Annotated in this window: 18 protein-coding genes; 9 read left to right on the top strand and 9 right to left on the bottom strand. The window is 60.8% G+C overall.

The features are described from left to right. Positions 1-26 precede the first annotated feature (26 nt). Positions 27-3,227 (top strand): efflux RND transporter permease subunit, encoded by a 3,201-nt coding sequence (locus AC522E_RS01090; protein WP_500748573.1) that lies wholly within the window; start codon positions 27-29, stop codon positions 3,225-3,227. A gap of 55 nt (positions 3,228-3,282) precedes the next feature. On the opposite strand, the gene AC522E_RS01085 is transcribed toward AC522E_RS01090, so the two are convergent. Further along, positions 3,283-3,867, bottom strand: a complete 585-nt coding sequence (locus AC522E_RS01085) for a TetR/AcrR family transcriptional regulator (RefSeq protein WP_500748572.1) — start codon at positions 3,865-3,867, stop codon at positions 3,283-3,285. A 373-nt stretch (positions 3,868-4,240) separates the two neighbouring features. On the opposite strand from AC522E_RS01085, the gene AC522E_RS01080 reads away from it, so the two are divergent. Next, on the top strand, positions 4,241-5,899 hold the full coding sequence (locus tag AC522E_RS01080) for an acyl-CoA synthetase (RefSeq protein WP_500748571.1): 1,659 nt from the start codon (positions 4,241-4,243) through the stop codon (positions 5,897-5,899). Positions 5,900-5,902: 3 nt separating this feature from the next. On the opposite strand, the gene AC522E_RS01075 is transcribed toward AC522E_RS01080, so the two are convergent. Further along, a complete protein-coding gene (locus AC522E_RS01075; protein WP_500748570.1) occupies positions 5,903-6,703 on the bottom strand; it encodes an enoyl-CoA hydratase in 801 nt (266 codons plus the stop codon). A 128-nt stretch (positions 6,704-6,831) separates the two neighbouring features. Between AC522E_RS01075 and AC522E_RS01070 the strand changes: the two genes are divergently transcribed. From AC522E_RS01070 to mnhG, 7 genes are all read left to right on the top strand, one after another. Further along, positions 6,832-7,404 (top strand): peroxidase-related enzyme, encoded by a 573-nt coding sequence (locus AC522E_RS01070; protein ID WP_500748569.1) that lies wholly within the window; start codon positions 6,832-6,834, stop codon positions 7,402-7,404. A 435-nt stretch (positions 7,405-7,839) separates the two neighbouring features. After that, positions 7,840-10,764, top strand: a complete 2,925-nt coding sequence (locus AC522E_RS01065; protein WP_500748568.1) for a monovalent cation/H+ antiporter subunit A — start codon at positions 7,840-7,842, stop codon at positions 10,762-10,764. Then, positions 10,764-11,108 carry a Na+/H+ antiporter subunit C gene (locus AC522E_RS01060; RefSeq protein WP_500750545.1) on the top strand — a complete coding sequence of 115 codons (345 nt, stop codon included), beginning with the start codon at positions 10,764-10,766 and terminating at the stop codon, positions 11,106-11,108. Before AC522E_RS01065 ends, AC522E_RS01060 begins: the two co-directional genes overlap by 1 nt. Continuing rightward, entirely contained in the window at positions 11,105-12,736 is a 1,632-nt protein-coding gene (locus tag AC522E_RS01055; protein WP_500748567.1) for a monovalent cation/H+ antiporter subunit D, read from the top strand. The genes AC522E_RS01060 and AC522E_RS01055 overlap by 4 nt, the downstream gene beginning before the upstream one ends. Then, positions 12,733-13,221: a Na+/H+ antiporter subunit E gene (locus tag AC522E_RS01050; RefSeq protein ID WP_500748566.1), complete on the top strand. Its 489-nt coding sequence runs from the start codon at positions 12,733-12,735 to the stop codon at positions 13,219-13,221. The genes AC522E_RS01055 and AC522E_RS01050 overlap by 4 nt, the downstream gene beginning before the upstream one ends. Continuing rightward, positions 13,218-13,499, top strand: coding sequence for a K+/H+ antiporter subunit F (locus AC522E_RS01045; RefSeq protein ID WP_500748565.1), 282 nt, complete (start codon positions 13,218-13,220; stop codon positions 13,497-13,499). The genes AC522E_RS01050 and AC522E_RS01045 overlap by 4 nt, the downstream gene beginning before the upstream one ends. After that, positions 13,496-13,867 carry a monovalent cation/H(+) antiporter subunit G gene (gene mnhG / locus AC522E_RS01040; protein WP_500748564.1) on the top strand — a complete coding sequence of 124 codons (372 nt, stop codon included), beginning with the start codon at positions 13,496-13,498 and terminating at the stop codon, positions 13,865-13,867. The genes AC522E_RS01045 and mnhG overlap by 4 nt, the downstream gene beginning before the upstream one ends. 139 nt (positions 13,868-14,006) lie before the next feature. Here the strand turns inward: mnhG and AC522E_RS01035 are convergent, their stop codons facing one another. The 7 genes from AC522E_RS01035 to exbB all read right to left on the bottom strand — a co-directional run bounded on the left by AC522E_RS01035 (position 14,007) and on the right by exbB (position 19,851). Beyond that, the gene (locus tag AC522E_RS01035; protein WP_500748563.1) at positions 14,007-14,861 is read right to left on the bottom strand and encodes a universal stress protein; all 855 of its coding nucleotides are present in this window, start codon (positions 14,859-14,861) and stop codon (positions 14,007-14,009) included. 102 nt (positions 14,862-14,963) lie between these two features. Then, on the bottom strand, positions 14,964-15,116 hold the full coding sequence (locus AC522E_RS01030; RefSeq protein ID WP_500748562.1) for a hypothetical protein: 153 nt from the start codon (positions 15,114-15,116) through the stop codon (positions 14,964-14,966). A 32-nt stretch (positions 15,117-15,148) separates the two neighbouring features. After that, positions 15,149-15,706: a GreA/GreB family elongation factor gene (locus AC522E_RS01025; protein ID WP_500748561.1), complete on the bottom strand. Its 558-nt coding sequence runs from the start codon at positions 15,704-15,706 to the stop codon at positions 15,149-15,151. 482 nt (positions 15,707-16,188) lie between these two features. After that, a complete protein-coding gene (locus tag AC522E_RS01020; protein WP_500748560.1) occupies positions 16,189-17,181 on the bottom strand; it encodes a L,D-transpeptidase family protein in 993 nt (330 codons plus the stop codon). 381 nt (positions 17,182-17,562) lie between these two features. Next, positions 17,563-18,414, bottom strand: coding sequence for a TonB family protein (locus AC522E_RS01015; protein ID WP_500748559.1), 852 nt, complete (start codon positions 18,412-18,414; stop codon positions 17,563-17,565). Then, entirely contained in the window at positions 18,411-18,857 is a 447-nt protein-coding gene (gene exbD / locus AC522E_RS01010) for a TonB system transport protein ExbD (protein ID WP_500748558.1), read from the bottom strand. Before exbD ends, AC522E_RS01015 begins: the two co-directional genes overlap by 4 nt. A 4-nt stretch (positions 18,858-18,861) precedes the next feature. Further along, positions 18,862-19,851, bottom strand: coding sequence for a tonB-system energizer ExbB (gene exbB / locus AC522E_RS01005; RefSeq protein WP_500748557.1), 990 nt, complete (start codon positions 19,849-19,851; stop codon positions 18,862-18,864). Positions 19,852-20,254: the final 403 nt, after the last annotated feature.

The raw sequence follows: 20,254 nt of genomic DNA, 5'->3' as shown, positions 1-20,254 counted from the left end.
TTTCGGTAGATTTGAAAGCGTCTTCCATGAATATTTCCAGATTCTTTATAGACCGCCCGGTCTTTGCCGGAGTTCTGTCGGTCCTCATCTTCGTAGTCGGCTTGCTGGCTCTTCGAGCTCTTCCGATTTCAGAGTATCCCGAGGTCGTGCCGCCGCAGGTCGTTGTTCGGGCCCAATACCCCGGGGCGAATCCAAAGGTCATTTCCGAGACAGTCGCTGCGCCGATCGAAGAAGCAATCAATGGCGTCGAGGGCATGCTCTACATGAGCAGTCAGGCCACGACAGATGGGGTGATGACGCTTACCGTCACTTTCGCGCTCGGTACGGACCCTGACAAGGCGCAGCAGCTCGTCCAGAACCGCGTATCACAGGCAGAGCCCCGGCTGCTTGAGGAAGTGCGGCGCCTTGGCGTCACAACGGTGAAAAGCTCGCCGGATCTGATGATGGTCGTCCATCTGCTCTCGCCGGACAGTCGCTATGACGTGACATACCTGAGAAACTATGCTGCATTGAACGTTAAGGACCGGTTGGCTCGAATCCAGGGCGTCGGCCAGGTGCTTCTGTTTGGATCCGGAGACTACTCGATGCGGGTCTGGCTCGACCCGCAGAAGATTGCTGAGCACGGACTTTCGGCCAGCGATATCGTGAACGAAATCCGCGCTCAGAATGTACAGGCTGCCGCAGGCGTCATCGGCGCCTCCCCGGGACTACACGGGCTCGATTACCAACTGTCGATCAACGCACAAGGACGCCTGCAGGATGAGGAACAATTCGGCGACATAATCGTCAAGACTGGAGCGCATGGCGAGATCACGCGCCTGCGCGATGTTGCCCGCGTCGAACTTGGCGCGGCCGATTATGCCCTGCGGTCACTTCTCAACAACAAACCGGCTGTCGCAATTCCCGTGCTTCAGGCCCCGGGATCAAACGCGATTGAGATTGCCGACAAGGTTCGGGCGGAGATGGCAAGCATCAAGGCCAACATGCCGGAGGGAGTCGACTTCCAGATCGTCTATGATACGACCCAGTTCGTGCGCGCCTCGATCGACGCAGTGGTTCATACATTGGTGGAGGCAGTGCTCCTTGTCGTTCTCGTCGTCGTGCTCTTCTTGCAGACATGGCGAGCATCGATCATCCCTCTCGCCGCTGTCCCTGTATCCATCGTGGGCACCTTTGCAGTGCTGCACGTTCTCGGTTTTTCGATCAACGCTCTCAGCCTGTTCGGCTTGGTTCTGGCCATCGGCATCGTGGTCGACGACGCAATCGTGGTGGTCGAGAATGTGGAACGAAACATCGAGAATGGGCTTAGCCCGCGCCAAGCCGCCTACCGTGCCATGCAGGAAGTCTCCGGGCCGATTGTTGCGATCGCACTGGTGCTGGTTGCAGTGTTTATCCCGCTCGCGTTCATCAGCGGATTGACCGGACAATTCTATAAGCAGTTCGCCGTTACAATTGCCATCTCGACCGTGATCTCAGCCATCAACTCGCTAACTCTGTCCCCTGCCCTGGCTGCTCTCCTTCTCCAGGATCACCATGCGCCTAAAGACCGGCTCACGCGGATCATGGACAGACTTTTCGGGTGGCTCTTCCGCCGCTTCAACACCCTCTTTCAGCGAGGATCAGACGCTTATAGCGGCGGTGTCCGGCGAGCCATCTCAACAAAGTCCCTGATGTTGTTCGTCTATATCGCCCTGCTGGGCGCGACGGGCTTCTTGTTCAAGATCCTGCCGGGAGGCTTCGTTCCCGGGCAGGACAAGCAATATCTTGTTGGGTTCGCGCAGCTGCCGGACGCTGCAACGCTTGACCGCACAGAGGACGTCATACGGCGGATGGGCGATATTGCGCTGAAGCATCCTGGCGTCGAGAACGCTATCGCCTTTCCCGGCCTCTCGATTAATGGTTTCACAAATAGTTCGAATGCCGGAACGGTATTCCTGTCTCTAAAGCCGTTTGAAGAGCGTCGGGATCCGAGCCTCAGTGCGGCGGCAATCGCGAGGCAGCTCAATCAACAGTTTGCAGGAATATCTGAGGCCATGGTTGCCATGTTTCCTCCGCCCCCTGTTCAGGGGCTGGGCACGATCGGCGGTTTCAAGCTGCAGATCGAGGATCAGGCTGGACTTGGCTATGAGGCCCTGGATCGAGCTACAAAGGACTTCCTCGGCAAGGCGGCAACGACGCCCGAGCTTGCCGGTATATTCTCCAGCTTCACGATCAACGTACCCCAGCTCTATGCAGATATAGACAGGGCGAAAGCGCGCCAACTCGGGGTTCCGATCTCGGACGTATTCAGCACGCTTCAGATCTATCTGGGATCGCTCTATGTCAACGATTTCAACAAGTTTGGACGTACCTACTCGGTCCGCGTCCAGGCGGATGCTCCATTCCGGGCACGTGCAGAGGACATCGCATTCCTGAAAGTGCGCTCCATGACGGGGGAGATGATCCCGCTCCCCGCATTGCTGAACATGCAGCCAAGCGTGGGACCGGAGCGTGCCATGAGGTACAACGGATTTCTGTCCGCCGATATAAACGGTCAGGCGGCTCCCGGGTACTCGACCGGTCAGGCACGCGCAGCGGTCGAGCGGATCGCGGCCGAGACCCTGTCGAAGGGGTTCAGCGCCGAGTGGACTGATTTGACCTATCAGGAGATTCTCGCAGGCAATTCAGGGATCTTGGTCTTTCCCATCGCTATTCTCCTCGTTTTCCTGGTTCTCGCGGCGCAGTATGAAAGCTTGACGCTGCCTGTCTCGATCATCCTGATTGTGCCGCTGGCCCTTCTTGCTGCTTTGTTCGGCGTGTGGCTGACTTCGGGGGACAACAACGTATTCACCCAGATCGGCCTGGTCGTTCTCGTGGGTCTCTCCGCCAAAAATGCTATTTTGATCGTGGAATTTGCCCGCGAACTCGAGTTTCAGGACCGTACGCCGGCCGAGGCCGCCATCGAAGCCAGCCGCCTGCGCCTTCGTCCGATCCTGATGACATCGCTCGCCTTCATCATGGGTGTGGTGCCGCTGGTGACATCGACGGGCGCCGGTGCGGAGATGCGTTCGGCAATGGGTGTGGCGGTGTTCTCGGGCATGATCGGCGTGACGGCATTTGGATTGTTTCTGACGCCGGTCTTCTATGTTCTGATCCGCAAGCTGTCGGGTAACCGTCGCCTGAAACACCAGCCGGAGGAAGACACTGCCATTCCGGCCGCTCGTCCGGCGGAGGAATTGGTGAATTGAGACCCGTGGGGGCACTCCGGCAGAGAGTGCCCCTCAGGCTGGGCCGACCTGGATCCTATGCCGCCGGCCAGCCACGCATGGCAAAATCGACGACCCGATAGAGTTCCTCACGCGACGCCCCGGAGGCAGCCTTTACCGCCATTCCCAGGCCGACCGACACGACATACCCGGCCCAGGCAGCGGGCTCTTCGTCGGCGGGAAAGTCGCCCTCGGAGCGCGCCTTCTCGAGGCGCAGGCGCAGATTGTTCTCGTTAATCGTCCGACGCGTGATGAGCTCATCGCGGATGGGAGCGCTTGCCTCGCTGCACGCGACAGCACCATTGACACCAAGGCAGCCTGGAGGATTCGAGGGATCGGTGAGGACATCGACGTAACTCCGCAGAAGTTTCCTCACTGCCTCCCGCGCCGTCGATGCCTGAAGCGCATCATGCATGAAGCACAGGTGCCGGCGCTCGTAGAGATCCAGGGTCTTGCGGAACAGGTCTTCCTTGTTGCCGAATGCGGCGTAAAGGCTCGGACGGGTGATGCCCATCGCCTCCGTGAGGTCGGATATGGATGTGCCTTCATATCCCTTGCGTCGAAAAAGCTGGAGTGCCGTGCACAAAGCTTCGTCGACGTCAAACTCCCGATGGCGGCCCATGGTGCCCTCACCCTGCTTTAGACAGCGAACGACGCGAGTGTCGCAGCCGCATAAGCTATCGCTCGATATGATAAGATTTTCTCTGTATATTCAATAGCTTGTTCGTGAGAAGTATTATTTCGTGCGGATTTGTCGCTATCAAAGCCTGGAAAGACAAGTCCCACTCGATCGAGTCATCAAGCCGACCTCCTTCGTAGCAGCCTTTGGCGACTTCGAGGTGCGTCCATAGAACAACGCCCCTACTTGAGGTGCCAAGGCCTTCGTCGGTCCGGACAACGCCAGCCCGAATGCCCGTCTGAACCGCTCCTGAGCGGGGTAGCCAGCCTCGACTATCTCGGGACATAATCGCAGCTTGGGACTGGAGAAAGCGGCTGTGCCCCTGACCGTTTACGATACTGATCTCGACAAGAACCCGGCGAACTTCCAGCCTCTGACGCCCCTTACCTTCCTGGAACGGGCCGCCAGCGTGCATCCGGACCAGACGGCCATCATCCATGGCTCCTTGAGGCGCAATTATCGCGACTTCTATAGTCGCGCCCGACGCCTTGCTTCTGCCCTATCGCGACAAGGCGTCGGGCGCGGTGATACAGTCGCGGTGCTGCTGCCCAACACGCCCGCCATGCTCGAGTGCCACTATGGCGTGCCGATGGTGGGTGCAGTGCTCAATACCCTCAATACCCGCCTCGATGCCAGGATCATCGCCTTCTCCCTGGAGCACAGCGGCGCAAAGATCCTGATCACAGACCGGGAGTTCTCGGCCATCGTGAAGGCAGCCCTGGACCTGGCATCCGTCAAGCCACTCATTATCGACTATGACGATCCAGAATTCACTGGCTCAGGCGAGCATTTGGGTACCATCGAGTACGCGGCCTTCGTAGCTGGAGGCGATCCGAATTTTGCCTGGAGCATGCCCCGGGACGAATGGGATGCCATTGCTCTGAACTATACCTCTGGGACAACGGGGGACCCCAAAGGCGTCGTCTATCATCACCGTGGCGCCTACCTACTCGCCATGGGCAATATCATCACCAGTGGAATGGGCCAGCATCCGGTCTACTTGTGGACTCTGCCCATGTTCCACTGCAACGGCTGGTGCTTTCCGTGGTCCCTATCCATCGTCGCAGGCACTCACATCTGTCTTCGTGCCGTTCGGGCCAAGCCAATGTACGATGCTATTGCCGACCACGGGGTCACCCATCTGTGCGGAGCTCCTATCGTGATGTCGACGCTTCTCAACGCCTCGGTCGGAGAGAAGCGACCTCTGCTCAGCACGGTCAAATTCCTGACGGCGGCGGCTCCGCCGCCCGAGGCGGTGCTCGCCGCCATGAAAAAGGCTGGGTTCGACGTGGCCCACCTCTATGGCCTGACGGAGGTCTACGGCCCTGCCGTCGTCAACGAATGGCATCGGGATTGGGATCGTCTCGATGCCGCGGAGTACGCAGCCATGAAGGCTCGTCAAGGCGTGCGCTATCCAGTGCTTGAGGCTCTCGATGTGCTCGACCCGAGGACGATGCAGCCGGTTCCGGCCGACGGCGCGACATTGGGGGAGGTTATGTTCCGTGGCAACGTTGTGATGAAGGGCTACCTGAAAAATCCTGCCGCATCCGCAAAGGCCTTCGAGGGCGGCTGGTTTCATTCGGGAGACCTCGGTGTGAAGCATCCCGACGGCTATATTCAGCTTAAGGACCGATCCAAGGACATCATCATCTCCGGCGGCGAGAATATCTCCTCCATCGAGGTGGAGGATGCGCTCTACAAGCACCCCGCGGTCCAGGCGGCTGCGGTCGTCGCCATGCCGGACGAGAAATGGGGCGAAACGCCCTGCGCCTTCGTGGAGATCAAGCCGGGCGAGCTAGTCTCCGCGGAGGATCTGATCGCTTGGTGCAGGCGACATCTCGCGTCGTTCAAATGCCCACGCACTATTGTCTTTGCGGAGATCCCGAAGACGTCCACCGGCAAGATCCAGAAGTTCCGGCTACGTGAACTGGCGCGCGCCGGCCAGACGCCCGGCAATGTGGCAGGGAGCGACTGACGCTCAGCGCCCCCTCCAGACCGGCTTGCGCTTTTCGATGAACGCATCGATGCCCTCTGCGGCATCCTCCGCCATCATGTTGCAGGCCATGACCTGCGCCGCATATGCATAGGCGTCTTCCAGGCTCATGGAGCGTTGCCGACTGAACATGGCCTTACCCGTCCGGATCGCGACGGGACTCTTCGATCCAATCTCCGCCGTGAGCGTCGAGACCACCGAATCAAGGTCGGCATCCGGCGCGACCCGGTTGACAAGGCCATAGGACAAGGCATCGGCCGCCGTAATGAAGCGGCCCGTGACCAGCATGTCGAAGGCGTGCTTGGGGGCGACATTGCGGGAGAGCGCCACGGCGGGCGTCGAGCAGAAGAGGCCGACATTGATGCCAGAGACCGCAAAGGTGGCGCTTTCCGCAGCGACGGCAAGGTCGCAGGTCGCCACAAGCTGGCAGCCTGCCGCTGTCGCCATCCCCTGCACACGGGCGATCACTGGCACAGGCAGACTCACGATGCTCTGCATGACCCGGCTGCACTGCGCGAACAGAGTTTCATAATACCCCTGGTTCGGATAAGCACGCATCTGCTTGAGGTCGTGGCCCGCACAGAACGCTTTGCCTGCCCCGGCGAGTACGACGCAGCGGACTGTTTCGTCCTCGGCGAGCCCATCGAGTGCCGTTTGCAGCGCTGTCAGCATCTCCTCAGACAATGCATTGAACTGAGCCGGCCGATTGAGTGTCAGGGTGACGAAGCCGCCCTGGTTGTCATGCAGCAGAATGGGTTCGCTGGACGCGGAATGCTGAACGCTCATCGGCAATCTCCTTCAGGATAGCCTAAAATACGTTCGCTGTAGGTTCCAGACCGATTATGCTGACCGCGGCAACGGGGTTGCCGGGAGCGCCGCTCCACCATTTCGAGGCCCGTAACCGAGGTATTACTTTGAGCCAGCATCCAATCAGCCGTTTCCCTGTTCCCGATGTCGCCAACCTGCCGGACGATATCCGCTCTCGCATTCTCACGGTCCAGGAGAAATCGGGTTTTGTTCCTAACGTCTTTCTGGTGCTGGCCCATCGACCGGACGAGTTTCGCGCCTTTTTCGCTTATCACGACGCATTGATGGACAAGCCCGGCAATCTCACCAAGGCTGAGCGCGAAATGATCGTCGTTGCGACGAGCGGCATCAATCAGTGCCAATACTGTGTCGTCGCGCATGGGGCGATCTTGCGCATCCGTGCCAAGGACCCGCTGATCGCCGACCAGATCGCTGCCAACTACCGGAAGGCGGACATCTCCGACCGGCAGAGAGCAATGCTCGATTTCGCCGTGAGGGTGGCCGTCGAGGCCTATGCGGTGGGCGAGACCGACATTGGAGTTCTCAAGACTCATGGTTTCGACGAGGAGGATGTCTGGGACATCGCTGCGATCGCCGCCTTCTTCGGCATGTCGAACCGGCTCGCCAACGTCACTAATATGCGGCCGAATGACGAGTTTTATATGCTCGGCCGGAGCTGAACCAGCGGTAGCAGCGATGCGGAGGGCCACGTCAGTACTCTGCTTCCGCAAGTGGGCCAGTGATCTCCTTCACTCGCACGAGTACGTGGAAAGGTCGTACGCTCTCAGTAGAAGGAGGTTCTACTTAGAGCGGACTGCGAATGGCGGCCTTGGCCCATGTCTTGCAGATCCTAGCCGGCTGATGGACGGCCCTACGAAATCCATGCTCCCGTGGCCGTGGGATGGATCCGCGGCGCGGCGTGGCAGTTCTCGGAGGCGGACGCCGGCGGCAATCGCTATCGCTGAATCGCCGAACACTCTCGCATCGCAGGGGCCGGGCGATGATTTTTACCGGTACCGCCGTTGCTTCGGGCTCCCCCGTCAATCATATTGGGTTGCATAGCCCTCACTTGGAGTTTCATCCGCGCTCCCACCCGGAAGGAGATTGCTTAATTTATGTCCAGTGGCATGCCCCTCCTGGCCATCGTCGCCCTTCCTTTCATCGGAAGCGTCATTGCGGCCTTTCTGCGGCAGGACGCCAGAAATGGTGCGGCCTTCCTGGCCGGGGCGATCGCCCTCTGCGGCGCCGTTGTAACCGCCATTCAGTATCCCGCCATTCACCGTGGCGGCGTTCTGCGCACCGGCATCGAGTGGCTGCCCACCCTCGGTCTGGACTTCATCCTGCGTTTGGACGGCTTTACATGGCTGTTCGCCATGTTGGTGACTGGGATCGGCTTTCTGGTCGTCCTCTATGCTCGCTATTACATGTCGGCCGACGATCCGGTGCCACGCTTCTTCGCGTTCCTGCTCGCCTTCATGGGCGCCATGCTGGGCATCGTGCTCTCGGGCAATCTCATTCAGTTGGTCTTCTTCTGGGAACTGACCAGCCTCTTCTCCTTTCTTCTCATCGGCTATTGGCACCACAATGCCGGCGCTCGTGACGGGGCGCGCATGGCGCTGACGGTCACGGCCACGGGCGGACTGTGCCTTCTCATTGGTGTTCTGCTCATAGGCCATATCGTTGGAAGCTATGATCTCGACCAGGTCCTGGCCTCCGGAGACCGCATCCGTGACAGCAGCCTCTACCTGCCGACCCTGATTCTCGTCCTGCTTGGCGCCCTGACGAAGAGCGCGCAATTTCCGTTCCACTTCTGGCTGCCTCACGCCATGGCCGCGCCCACCCCGGTTTCGGCCTATCTCCACTCGGCCACAATGGTGAAGGCCGGCGTGTTCCTGCTCACTCTGCTCTGGCCCGTCCTGGCTGGCACGGAAGCATGGTTCTACATCGTCGTGACAGCCGGTCTCTGCACGCTTCTGCTCGGCGCCTATGCAGCCATTTTCCAGCAGGACCTGAAGGGCCTGCTCGCCTATTCCACGGTCAGCCATCTTGGCCTGATCACGCTTCTGCTCGGACTGAGCAGCCCCCTTGCCGCCGTGGCGGCGATCTTCCACACCATGAACCATGCGACGTTCAAGGCGTCGCTTTTCATGGCCGCCGGCATCATCGACCATGAGTCCGGCACCCGCGACATCCGGCGTCTGAGCGGCCTCTTCCGGTTCATGCCGATCACGGCCACCCTGGCGATGGTCGCTGCCGCCGCCATGGCCGGCGTACCCCTGCTCAACGGCTTCCTGTCGAAGGAAATGTTCTTTGCCGAGGCGGCAGCATTCCACGTCGACTCGCTTCTCGATCACTCCCTGCCCTACTTTGCTATGGTGGCAAGCGCTTTCAGCGTGGCCTATTCGCTGAGATTCATCCACGGCGTATTTTTCGGCCCGTCCGCCACGGACCTGCCCCGCAAGCCGCACGAACCGCCGCACTGGATGCGCTTTCCCATCGAGTTGCTCGTCCTGGTGTGCCTCCTGGTCGGGATCATCCCGGCTATGACGATCGGGCCATTCCTCGCTACAGCGGTTCGATCGGTTCTGGGACCAGACACGCCTCCTTACAGTCTGGCCGTGTGGCATGGATTCAGCGAGCCACTGCTCATGAGCGTCATCGCCCTGAGTGGCGGCGTCATCCTGTATTGGCTGTTGCAGGGTTATCTCGCGAAGGGCATCGAGGGCTCTCCCCTGGTGCGCCGCCTTAAAGGCCAGCGCATCTTTGAGCGCGTGCTGGTCAATCTGTCATGGAAGTGGGCCCGCTCCGTGGAGCGCCTTTTCGGAACCCAGCGACTCCAGCCCCAGTTGCGCCTGCTGGTAGCATTCGCGTTGCTCGCTGCACTTTGGCCGCTGTACCGTACCGGCCTGGGAGCCGGTCCGCTTACCGGCGCCGCCTTCGATCCCGCCTTCCTGCTGCTCTGGATCGTCGGGAGCCTCTGCGCCATCGGCGCAGCCTATCAGGCCAAGTACCACCGCCTCGCCGCCATGGTCATGATGGGCGGGGCGGGACTGATCACCTGCATCACCTTTGTCTGGTTCTCGGCGCCTGACCTCGCCATTACCCAGCTTCTCGTTGAGATCGTCACCACGGTATTGATTCTCCTGGGCCTGCGTTGGCTGCCGAAGCGGATCGAGGTTGCGGGCGAAGGCCTGTCCGCCGGATTCCAGGCTAGGGTGCGCCGTGGGCGTGACCTGACCCTCGCCATCGCTGCGGGTGCCGGCATGACGCTGATCGTCTACGCCATGCTCACGCGACCCCTGCCGGATACCATCTCGCGCTACTTCGTCGAGAACGCCTATGCGGAGGGGGGCGGACGCAACATCGTCAATGTCATCTTGGTCGACTTCCGTGGCTTTGACACCTTCGGCGAGATCGTGGTGCTCGCGGTCGTCGCGATCACCGTTTTCTCGCTCCTGCGCCGGTTCCGCCCAGCGCCCGAGAGTGTCGACGCGCCAGAACAGCAGCAGGTGCAGGATGCCCACGACAGGGCCAGTCCGGACCGTACCGTCGGCGATACCTTGGCCGACTACCTCACGATTCCCGGGCTGATCATGCAGTGGCTCTTCCCCGTGATCGGCCTGGTCGCGGTTTTCCTCTTTCTGCGCGGGCACGACCTGCCAGGCGGGGGATTCGCGGCCGGCGTCACCATGTCGATCGCCCTCGTCCTTCAGTACATGGCGGGTGGGACCCGCTGGGTGGAGGCGCGCCTGAAGATCCGCCCCATCATCTGGACGGGCCTCGGCCTGCTCTGCGCCGCGTTTACCGGCATGGGCGCCTGGCTCTTCGGCTATCCCTTCCTCACTTCGTACTTTCAGTACCTGGACCTTCCAGTCATCGGCAGGGTTCCCGCTGCCACCGCGCTCCTGTTCGATCTCGGCGTCTTCTCGGTCGTTGTCGGGGCGACAGTGCTCATCCTGATCGCACTTGCGCACCAATCGATCCGAACCCCTCGAGCCGCTCGCCCGCACACTCCGACCGCCGTGAAGGAAGTCTCATGATGGAGCTCATCTTCTCGCTCGCGGTCGGTATCCTCACCGCCTCAGGAGTATGGCTGCTGCTGCGCCCGCGCACATTCCAGGTCATCATCGGTCTGTCCCTGCTCTCCTATGCGGTCAACCTATTCATTTTCGGCATGGGGAGGCTGCGCATTGGAGCGCCGCCGGTCCTCGAGAACACCGGGGTTATCGATCCGGCACACTACACTGATCCCCTGCCGCAGGCACTGGTCCTCACCGCCATCGTTATCAGCTTCGCCATGACCGCCCTGTTCCTCGTCGTTCTGCTGGCCTCACGCGGCCTCACGGGAACCGACCACGTCGACGGCAGGGAGGACTCGCGATGATGGGTTTGGCGGACCACCTGATCTTTATGCCGATCCTCCTGCCGCTCCTCTCCGGAGCCGCGATGCTTCTCCTCAACGAGCGCCAACGCGCCCTGAAGGGCGGGATCGGGATTGCGACGGCGATCGCCCTGCTGATCGTGTCAATCATGCTGCTCCGCCTGGCCGACATGCCTCCCGCCGAGCCGGATGAGGCGGCGGTGACGGTGTACCAGCTCGGCAACTGGCCAGCGCCCTTCGGCATCGTGCTCGTACTGGATCGCCTCTCCGCGCTCATGCTGATGCTGACGAGCGTGCTGGGCATCGCGTCGCTGATATTCTCGCTGGCGCGATGGCATCGTGCGGGACCGCGGTTCCACACAATCTTCCAGCTTCAGCTCATGGGCCTCAACGGCGCTTTCCTGACTGGGGACCTTTTCAATCTCTTCGTGTTCTTCGAGGTACTGCTCGCCGCCTCCTACGGCCTCGTCCTGCATGGAGATGGGATCGTTCGAGTCAGGGCAGGTCTGGCCTACATTGCAATCAACCTGACAGCCTCGTTTCTTTTCCTGATCGGCGCGAGCCTGGCGTACGGCGTCACCGGCACGCTTAACATGGCGGACCTTGCCAACCGTATTCCTGCTCTTGCCCCAGGGGATGCGGCTCTCGCAGCGACCGCGGCCGCGATCCTCGGTACCGCCTTCCTCATGAAGGCGGGCGCATGGCCGCTCAATTTCTGGCTCCCGACGACCTATGCCGCCGCCTCCGCGCCAGCGGCCGCCATGTTTGCGATCATGAGCAAGCTCGGCGTCTACGTCATTTTGCGCCTGTGGACGTTGGTCTTCAGCCCAGATGCAGGACCGCTTGCAGGGTTCGGCGGCGACTGGCTGCTCGTCGGTGGCATTCTGACGATTATATTCGGCACGATCGGCATCCTGGCGTCGCAGTCGCTATCGCGGCTCGCCGGATGCAGCGTGCTCATCTCGTCAGGGACGCTGATCGCCTCCATCGGCACCGGTGACAGCGGAGTCATCGGTGCCACATTGTTCTATCTGGTCAGCTCCACCTTGGGTATTGCCGCGTTCTTCCTCCTTGTGGAACTGGTCGAGCGCATCCGCGACCCTGGCGCCGACGTGCTCGCCGTCACCATGGAGGCTTATGGTGAGGGTGATGACGATGATCCGGCGGACGAGATCGGGGTGGCGATTCCGGCGACGATCGCGCTGCTGGGAGGCAGCTTCATCGCCTGCGCATTGCTCCTCGCGGGCCTCCCCCCGCTTTCGGGCTTCGTCGCGAAGTTCGCCATCATGGCGGCGATGCTCAGAATGGATGGTACCGCCATCCAGGTCTCAACCTGGACCATGATCGGGCTACTGACCGTGTCAGGGCTTGCGACGCTGATTGCCATGACGCGGTCCGGCATCAGCAGCTTCTGGGCCCGCTTGGACGACAGCGTTCCCAGGGTGCGGATCATCGAGATGGGCCCGGTATTCGCCCTCCTGCTGCTCTGCCTCGGCCTTACCATCGGCGGCGAGCCAGCAATGCGATACATGGAAGCGGCAACGCAAGCCCTGCGGGCTCCGCACGGCTACATGACGGGCGTTCTATCGGCGGAAAGGGTGCAGCCGGCTCAGGGAGACGGTAATCCATGAGTTGGCTTCTGCCCTATCCCCTGCTCTCAGCCTCCCTTCTCGTCGTATGGCTTCTGCTGAACCAGACGGTCTCGCCCGGCCATCTGGCATTGGGAAGCGTGCTCGCAGTCCTGGCATCATGGGCGATGGCGGCCCTGAGGCCCGAAAAGGCCAGGATCCATCGCCCGGGAGCTGCCTTACGCCTTGCAGGCATGGTACTGGTCGACATCTTCCGCTCGAACATCGCCGTTGGCCGGATCATCGTCGGCTCCAGAAAGCCCGGCTCGAATGCGGGCTTTCTGACGATTCCACTCGAACTGCGCAGCCGTCACGGACTCGCGGTCCTCTCCATCATCATCACCTCGACCCCGGGCACGATCTGGGTCGATTACGACGCAGCCAAGGGAACCCTGTTGCTGCACGTGCTGGACTTGGTCGACGAGACGGCATGGACCCGGCTCATCAAGGAGCGCTACGAGCGGCGACTGATGGAGGTGTTCGAATGAGCGCTTCCATCCTGGTGGGGGCTGTCACCGTCGCCCAAGTTCTGCTCGGCCTCGCAATGTGCTGCGCCACCTACCGCCTGGTTATAGGCCCCCGCGCCCAGGACCGTATCCTCGGGCTGGACACCCTCTATGTGAACGCCATGCTGATGCTGGTCACGTTCGGGATCCGCACAGGCAGTACGGTGTACTTCGAGGCGTCATTGATCATCGGGCTCCTCGGGTTTGTCGCGACCGTGGCGCTCGCGAAGTTCCTCATGCGCGGCGAGGTGATCGAATGAGCGCGGTAGAGGACATGCCGGCCTGGGCCGCGCTGCTCACGGCCCTTCTCGTGTTGCTTGGGTCCGCAGTCACTCTCATTGGATCGCTTGGGCTGCTGCGACTCGGGACCTTCTATGCCCGCGTCCATGCGCCCACTCTCGGTACGACATTGGGCATGGCCAGCATCCTGGCGGGATCAGTCCTGTTCTTCAGCGTAACCGAGGCCCGGCCCGCCGTTCATGAGATCCTCATCGCCGCGTTCGTCATTCTGACTACGCCGGTGACCTTGATGCTGCTTGTCCGGGCGGCCCTGTATCGAGACCGCACGGAGGGTAGAGAGGACGTTCCGACCGCAGGGACGGAGGAGGACCCGATCCCTCCACGCTGAGAACAAGGAAAGGACGATTGATAGCGAGACATGAATGGAGCTCCATGGCTCAGCTTCTTCCGGACGCATGACGGTTGCGAACCTGGCGCGCCTCTCCACCGCTGCCGCTCAATTGAACTCCAACGACGAGATTGCCGTCTCATCGGAAGGGCGGGACAGTGAGGATATCGACATCGAGAGAGCGCAAGATTTCCTCGGTCACACCCCCCATAAATGCTTTGGCGATTCCTGACCGGCCGTGCGTCCCCACGATCAGGACATCGGGCTTCAATTGCTCCACGGACGTGGAGATCACATTGTATGGCGTGCCTTCTTCGATGTGCATCGGCCAGCCGTGATCTTTGATCCCGTTCGCTCCCAGGAATGCAATCAACTCGTTGGTGGCTCTTATACGTTCATCGGCAACATATTTGTTGATACTGTCCCTACTGAGGCCGGCGTAAAACATCTTCCCTTTCGCAATCGGCAAGAATGCGTGCACGAGTGCAAGCCGGGTTTCACTATGCAATCCGAGAGCCACACCGGTTCTGAGGGCATTCACGGACGGTTGGCACATGTCGACGGCAACCAGGGCTGTCCGGTAGGGCTGGTCCACCGCACCATTCACCATCAGGACCGGGAAGGGACCCGTGCGGATCACACGCTCGATAGTCGTTCCGACAAGAATGTCGCGCAGGAGTTGCTTTCGATGGGCACCCATGACGACAAGGTCCGCCGACGTCGACGCTGCCGCGCGCAGGATACCATCGAACGGATCGCCCGCAACCACGAGCGCGCCAGACGGAAGTCCACGCAGCTCTGCGATCGTACCGATCTGCTCAGCGAGAATCCGGCTGGCCTCTCGCCTTTCGAGTGCTACCAGATCCGGCGGCTGGTCATCGTCCACGACATGCACGAGAGTAAGCTCGGCGCCGCTGGCCCGCGCGAGCAGCCCGGCTCGCCGCAAGGCCCGTTGCGAACGCGTCGAAAAGTCCGTCGCAGCAAGAATGTGCATGGGTTCGTCTCCCGTGAGCGCGATGACACGGAGGGGTTGGGCCGAAGTCTGGTTCTGCAGGCATATGCGAGTCCCCAGGGTTCAGCCGCAGACAGATTACCGCTAGCCTATCTGGTCGATCACGATCTTACGAATTTCCTCGCGGGTCAGCGACAGTGGTTGAGGAGCCCAGGTGGAGGCTACGATCGCATCTCGCTCCGTCGGCTGATTTCGCTGTGATTTCTTTGTCATTGGGATTTTGTTTTTGGACTTCATTCGTCTTCTCCTTGTCCGTTTGGATTGTTCCATCAGGATCGTCCGCAAATGATGATCGATATCGGGTCGCTTGCCGGAAAAGTCTCCATCAAGGCATCGTCAAGCCGACGCTCGAGATCCTCCTTGGAATTGGCATGCCCGCTTTTTGAAGGATCAGATGCTCTCTGGTCGGATTCCTCTTCATCCCCAAAAAGCCTGAACTGGACGTCCTCTACCAGGACCTCGTGCCATGATCCGTCTCGGCCTGCCTGGAACGGCATGCAGTCGCCCACGCGAAGCCCAAGCAATGCGATTCCCAAAGGCGTCATTACGGACAGTTCCGCCCCAGGCCAGAGCAGGTCCTCCGGATACACCAGGACGCGCGCCTTCGACCTCCCGTCACCATCCAGCCGGTACGTGACCTTTGCGTTGGTAGATACCACATCCTCCGGTAGCGCGTTGGGATGACAGAGCGATGCACGCCGGAGCTCCGACATCAGGAATTGATGGTGCGGCCTGCGCTGGGAGAGGTCCATGCTCACGATGGACATGAGGCGATTGTAGTCATGAGTTGCGACAGTGACCTGAGGCAATTCAACAATTCTATTCATGAGATCCTCCGACGCGGCACTGACCCGGCTCGTGAATGCTCCCTGTCAAAGAGAACAGCCGCGTTCAGTCGGGTTCGTGCTCGCTGAATTCAATCGTGCAAGATGTGTCATGCCCCCGAACGACAGCAGCGCAAGGCGCCCGCCTGAGTTCGGGGCTCAGCGGCCTGCGAAAAGGCCGCCTCCACGGAGGATGAAGATGTGATGCGATATAAACATGACAGTATCAAACGTAAGCATCGAAAGGCAGAATTCAAGCCCATCTGGCGCAAGATGCCCAAGAGGCAATTCTTCTCTGACGCCACAGCGCAAGCAATAGAACCGAAACCAGCGCCCTTGCATCGACGGCTACGCAGCGCGCAACTGTTCTGGCGAGCAACGATCTCGACCTCGTCTGGCTGCGGTGCGAGACGCCTGTGAACAGCGCCGCCTACGAACCATCGATACGTAGGTTGAGAGCGCTTCAACAATCCAGTTGACGTACCCTAATCCGAGAACGTGACTGGAGTCCCTTTCTTGACCATCTTCGCCAAGTCTTCCACATCCCAGTTTGTCAGTCTCGCGCACCCGTGAGAGTAGGCTTTTCCGACTGTGTCGGGCTCTGACGAGCCGTGGATACCGAAGGATTCGACGGAGAGATCAATCCATACCGTGCCAACAGGATTGTTTGGACCCGGTTTGATCTGGAACTTCTCCTTCGCCTTCACGCCTTTGAAGGCGTATTCGGGATTATAGGTGTAGTTCGGGTCACGAACGACAGCGCGCACCGTGAACGACCCCGTGGGGGCGGGCTTGTCTTCGCTGCCGATCGATGCTGGGTAGACGGCGATGAGCGCCCCATCGTCGGCCCAAGCTCGAACGGTATGCTCGCTCTTGACGATCTCGATCCTGGCGACCTTCTCTGTTCCGCGTTCCGCCTCATAGCGGCTCCGGACATTCGCAACAACTATGGAAGTCCCGGCGTCATCGAAATGCTTGTTGGGATTGAGGGCCTTGAGAAGCTCCTTATCCATATGGAATTTCTCGGCCAGGAGCTCTTCGGGGCTGGAGTATCCGAGATGATCGAGACCAGCCTGCTCCTCCATCTTCTCCGGAATTTTGGCGAAAGGGCCTTTCACGTCCTCTGCCTTGATCGTGTATTCGACAAGAACCGGATCCGGCGAAGATTCGTTGAGCTTCGCCCAGACTTCGTCATCGAGCACTCCATCGATCTTTAGCTCTCGCGCTTTCTCAAAAGCCTTGAGGGCATTGCGCACATTCTCGCCACTACGGCCGTCAATTACTCCAGGAGAGAAGCGCACACGGTCGAGCAGAACCTGGGCCTTGATAAAGGCGGGACTGATTCCTTTCTGATCCTTCGACGATAGGTCTGCCTTGTTGACGGTCTCCAGTTTGAGAGGCTCAGGCGCAGCGGAAGCTGCCAGAGCTGGGCTCGCGAGCCCCCATGACACGAGAGTTGCACAGGCCAACAGCTTCATCCCACACTCCACTGACTTGCCATGTGAGAAATGGTCGAGATGCCCTCCCTGTTCCCGTGTATTCGTTGGCCGATACATTACCCACTTGCGGGCCTGTATTTCGATATGGCTGAGACCCTCATCTGCATCCGGTTCAGCACTGCTGATCGAAGTGACTATGCGCTCTGCGGGATTGTTCGGACGCAAGGGAGCACCAAAGGTAACCGCCGAGGTTGACGATGGCGGGGCAGACTTTCCGGACTGCAGCCATATGGCCTCAGAGTTTGGGCCAGTTGCCAGGAATTCCTCATCCGCCTGAGCGTCACGGCGGTATACGAGGGTGATATAAGGTCATCGGGCCCTGCAACCCCACAGCCGGACGAAGACGTGCAGAACCCATGGTCAGTTGACGTTGAAACGTAAAGGCACCGTCAGGCTGATGCGGGTGCCTCCTATCTCGGGCGGAGGTGCGGGAAGCGGCGAGGCACGCTGGATCATGGCGAGTGCCTCCTGGTCAAGCGCTGCCGATCCCGAGCTTTCCACGATCCGATAGCCCACTACGCGGCCACTCCGGTCGATACTGAAGTTCAGGCGCACCATCCCCTCTTCCCGTCGCTGCCGCGCCTCCAGAGGATAGCGCTTGGCGCGGTTGAGATGAGCGATCAGTGCACCTCGCCAATTCGCGGGCGAGGCCGTCGATGATGAAACCGATCCGAGGGCAGGCGCGGCAGGAGTAGCGGCGTCCTGTGCGCGCGGCGGAGCCGTGGCGACCCTGTTCTGGGGCCTTGTCTGCTTTCTCTGCTGACGTGGTCGCGGTACAGGCTTTTTCTTCACCTCGGGCCTGTGAGGATCGGTCACCGGCGATTTCTTCAACTGCTCCGGCAGGACAACCTCCGGCTCCGGCGCGCGAGGGGACAGAGACTGGAGTTCCGCCGCTTCGAAATTGGGCCTTGCCGGCTCGGGCAGCGGTGGCATGTCAGGCTTGGGCTCAGGTGCCTCGGCTTCGGGCTCAGGTTGGACCTCGCTGACCTCGGGTGCAGGTGCGACGTCCGTCGGCTCGGCGGCTGGAGCCACGGGAAGCGGCTCCAACTCAACCATGATGGCTGCAACCGCCTTGCCTGTTGAGGCCTCCAGCGGCCGTTGTGTAACAATCCAGGCGCCTGCCGCATGAGCCGCGAGAACGGTGATGGTCGCGACACCCCAGCGGATTCCCGTCCACCGGTCGTTCGCCGTCGCGGCCGACCGGGCGCTCATGGCAGTCCGGCACCATCAGGTATCGCCTGCGCTGCCTCAAGGCCGACCAGTGCAATCTTGAGATACCCGGCCCCGCGCAGAACGTTCATGACCATCATGAGGTCACCATAGGCCACCGTCTTGTCCGCTCGCAGGAACACGCGCTGCTCGCGATCACCCCCGGTCTGTCGATCCAGAGCAGCTTGTACCGCCTCCCTCGCAACCGTGTCGTTACCGAGAGCGAGCGACAGATCGCTCTTGACGGAGAGATACACGGGCTGGTCGGGCCTCTGCTGCGGCTGAGCGTTCGAGGACGGCAGATCGACTGCAATGTCAACCGTTGAGAGTGGCGCCGCCACCATGAAGATGATCAGCAGCACTAGAATAACGTCGATGAATGGTGTGACATTGATCTCGCTGACCTCGCCGAGATCATCGTCATGCTCCTTGAGACGCACGGCCATGAAATTACTCCGCCCTGCGGGCCCGGGCAGCGGCTGCCGTCTGAAGCGCTGCCACGGGAACCATGGAGGCTCTGCCCCTGTCGAGATCGCGCGAGATATGGCGCATGACCTCGGCCGAGGCATCCGCAAGCAGGGCGCGGTAGCTGGCGATCGAGCGCGCGAAGACGTTGTAGATCACCACAGCCGGAATGGCCGCCACGAGACCGATCGCGGTTGCGAGCAGTGCTTCTGCGATACCGGGGGCCACGACGGCCAGATTGGTGGTCTGGGCTTGGGATATTCCTATGAAGGAGTTCATGATGCCCCAGACGGTTCCGAACAGGCCAACGAAGGGGGCCGTCGAGCCGATCGTCGCCAGGACGCCGGTGCCGCGGGACATGTGCCGGCCGGCGCGAGCCTCGATCCGCGAAAGCGAAATCGCGATGCGCTCCTTGACTCCATCCGCGGGCAAGTTCTCCGATTGGCTCGCCTCCCGGTGGGCGGCCTCGAGCAAGGCCACCGCGGGCCCCGGCCGGATTTCTCCGCGCACGACCCGCTCCCTCGCCTGCGTAAGCCCGGTAACGTCACGCAGCACGTCAACGGCCTTTCTGGCACGACGCTTGGCGCCCAACAGCTCGAACCCTTTTGCGAGCCACACTGTCCAGGTTACGACCGAGGCGAAGGCCAACCCCAGCATTACGCCTTTCACCACCATGTCGGCGGCCAGGAACATGCCCCAGGGAGAGAGGTTGTGAGGCATGCGGAGAGACGCGGGCGGAGGGGCTCCTCCTGAACCCTCTGCGGCGGCCGGGACAGTCGGCAAGGTCGGTGCGGCGTCGGACGCAGGAAGCAAGGCTCCGGAAGAAACTGGCTCGCCTGAGCCTGCCGGTGCTCCTTGAGCGGATGCGCTGTTTGTGAGGATCAGCAAGGCCAGAGCAGCCGCTGCGGCTATCGCGGCCAGCAGCCATACGCTTGTCACTGAGCTGCGGCGCGTGATTGCTGTCATCTCCCTCATTGTTCTGTGCCCCCATGCACTCCGCGCATTGGGCTGCGCCTCTCCCAAGATCGCCAAAGCACTGCAGCGGCTGCGGCGAACAATGGACGCAAGCTCGCTCCATGCTGAAGAGTGATTTTCAGAATGGCCCGCCATGACCTCCTGCGGCTGTTCCTAGCTGGGCTGCGAGGCCCAACGGCCGAAGGCCATGCGCCCGATACACGCAGACGCAGCACGGCAGCGGAGATATCGCAGCAACTGGCCAATGGAGAAGGCGTCATTACGAATATCCAGTTTTGAAGTGACTCTTTGTGGAACTCCCCAATGGAAACAGAATGGTTCCAGCCCCGGGGCCCTACAACGACCGTATTAGTGGCTCGGAGACGCGATCTCAAGGCAAAATTGCAGTAAACACCCTTCTTTA

The sequence above is a fragment of the Microvirga sp. BF8 genome (assembly GCF_059888585.1).
The sequence above is the reverse complement of the archived record's forward strand: the minus strand, read 5'-3'. Positions and strand labels throughout refer to the sequence as shown.

Coding starts and splice junctions, on each gene's coding strand:
- AC522E_RS01035 (WP_500748563.1), bottom strand. CDS start 14,861: ATGCACATTCTTGCTGCGACGGACTTTTCGACGCGTTCGCAACGGGCC.
- AC522E_RS01030 (WP_500748562.1), bottom strand. CDS start 15,116: ATGAAGTCCAAAAACAAAATCCCAATGACAAAGAAATCACAGCGAAAT.
- AC522E_RS01020 (WP_500748560.1), bottom strand. CDS start 17,181: ATGAAGCTGTTGGCCTGTGCAACTCTCGTGTCATGGGGGCTCGCGAGC.
- AC522E_RS01015 (WP_500748559.1), bottom strand. CDS start 18,414: ATGAGCGCCCGGTCGGCCGCGACGGCGAACGACCGGTGGACGGGAATC.
- AC522E_RS01065 (WP_500748568.1), top strand. CDS start 7,840: ATGTCCAGTGGCATGCCCCTCCTGGCCATCGTCGCCCTTCCTTTCATC.
- AC522E_RS01085 (WP_500748572.1), bottom strand. CDS start 3,867: ATGGGCCGCCATCGGGAGTTTGACGTCGACGAAGCTTTGTGCACGGCA.
- AC522E_RS01045 (WP_500748565.1), top strand. CDS start 13,218: ATGAGCGCTTCCATCCTGGTGGGGGCTGTCACCGTCGCCCAAGTTCTG.
- AC522E_RS01060 (WP_500750545.1), top strand. CDS start 10,764: ATGGAGCTCATCTTCTCGCTCGCGGTCGGTATCCTCACCGCCTCAGGA.
- AC522E_RS01055 (WP_500748567.1), top strand. CDS start 11,105: ATGATGGGTTTGGCGGACCACCTGATCTTTATGCCGATCCTCCTGCCG.
- AC522E_RS01090 (WP_500748573.1), top strand. CDS start 27: ATGAATATTTCCAGATTCTTTATAGACCGCCCGGTCTTTGCCGGAGTT.
- AC522E_RS01025 (WP_500748561.1), bottom strand. CDS start 15,706: ATGAATAGAATTGTTGAATTGCCTCAGGTCACTGTCGCAACTCATGAC.
- exbB (WP_500748557.1), bottom strand. CDS start 19,851: ATGAGGGAGATGACAGCAATCACGCGCCGCAGCTCAGTGACAAGCGTA.
- exbD (WP_500748558.1), bottom strand. CDS start 18,857: ATGGCCGTGCGTCTCAAGGAGCATGACGATGATCTCGGCGAGGTCAGC.
- AC522E_RS01050 (WP_500748566.1), top strand. CDS start 12,733: ATGAGTTGGCTTCTGCCCTATCCCCTGCTCTCAGCCTCCCTTCTCGTC.
- AC522E_RS01075 (WP_500748570.1), bottom strand. CDS start 6,703: ATGAGCGTTCAGCATTCCGCGTCCAGCGAACCCATTCTGCTGCATGAC.
- mnhG (WP_500748564.1), top strand. CDS start 13,496: ATGAGCGCGGTAGAGGACATGCCGGCCTGGGCCGCGCTGCTCACGGCC.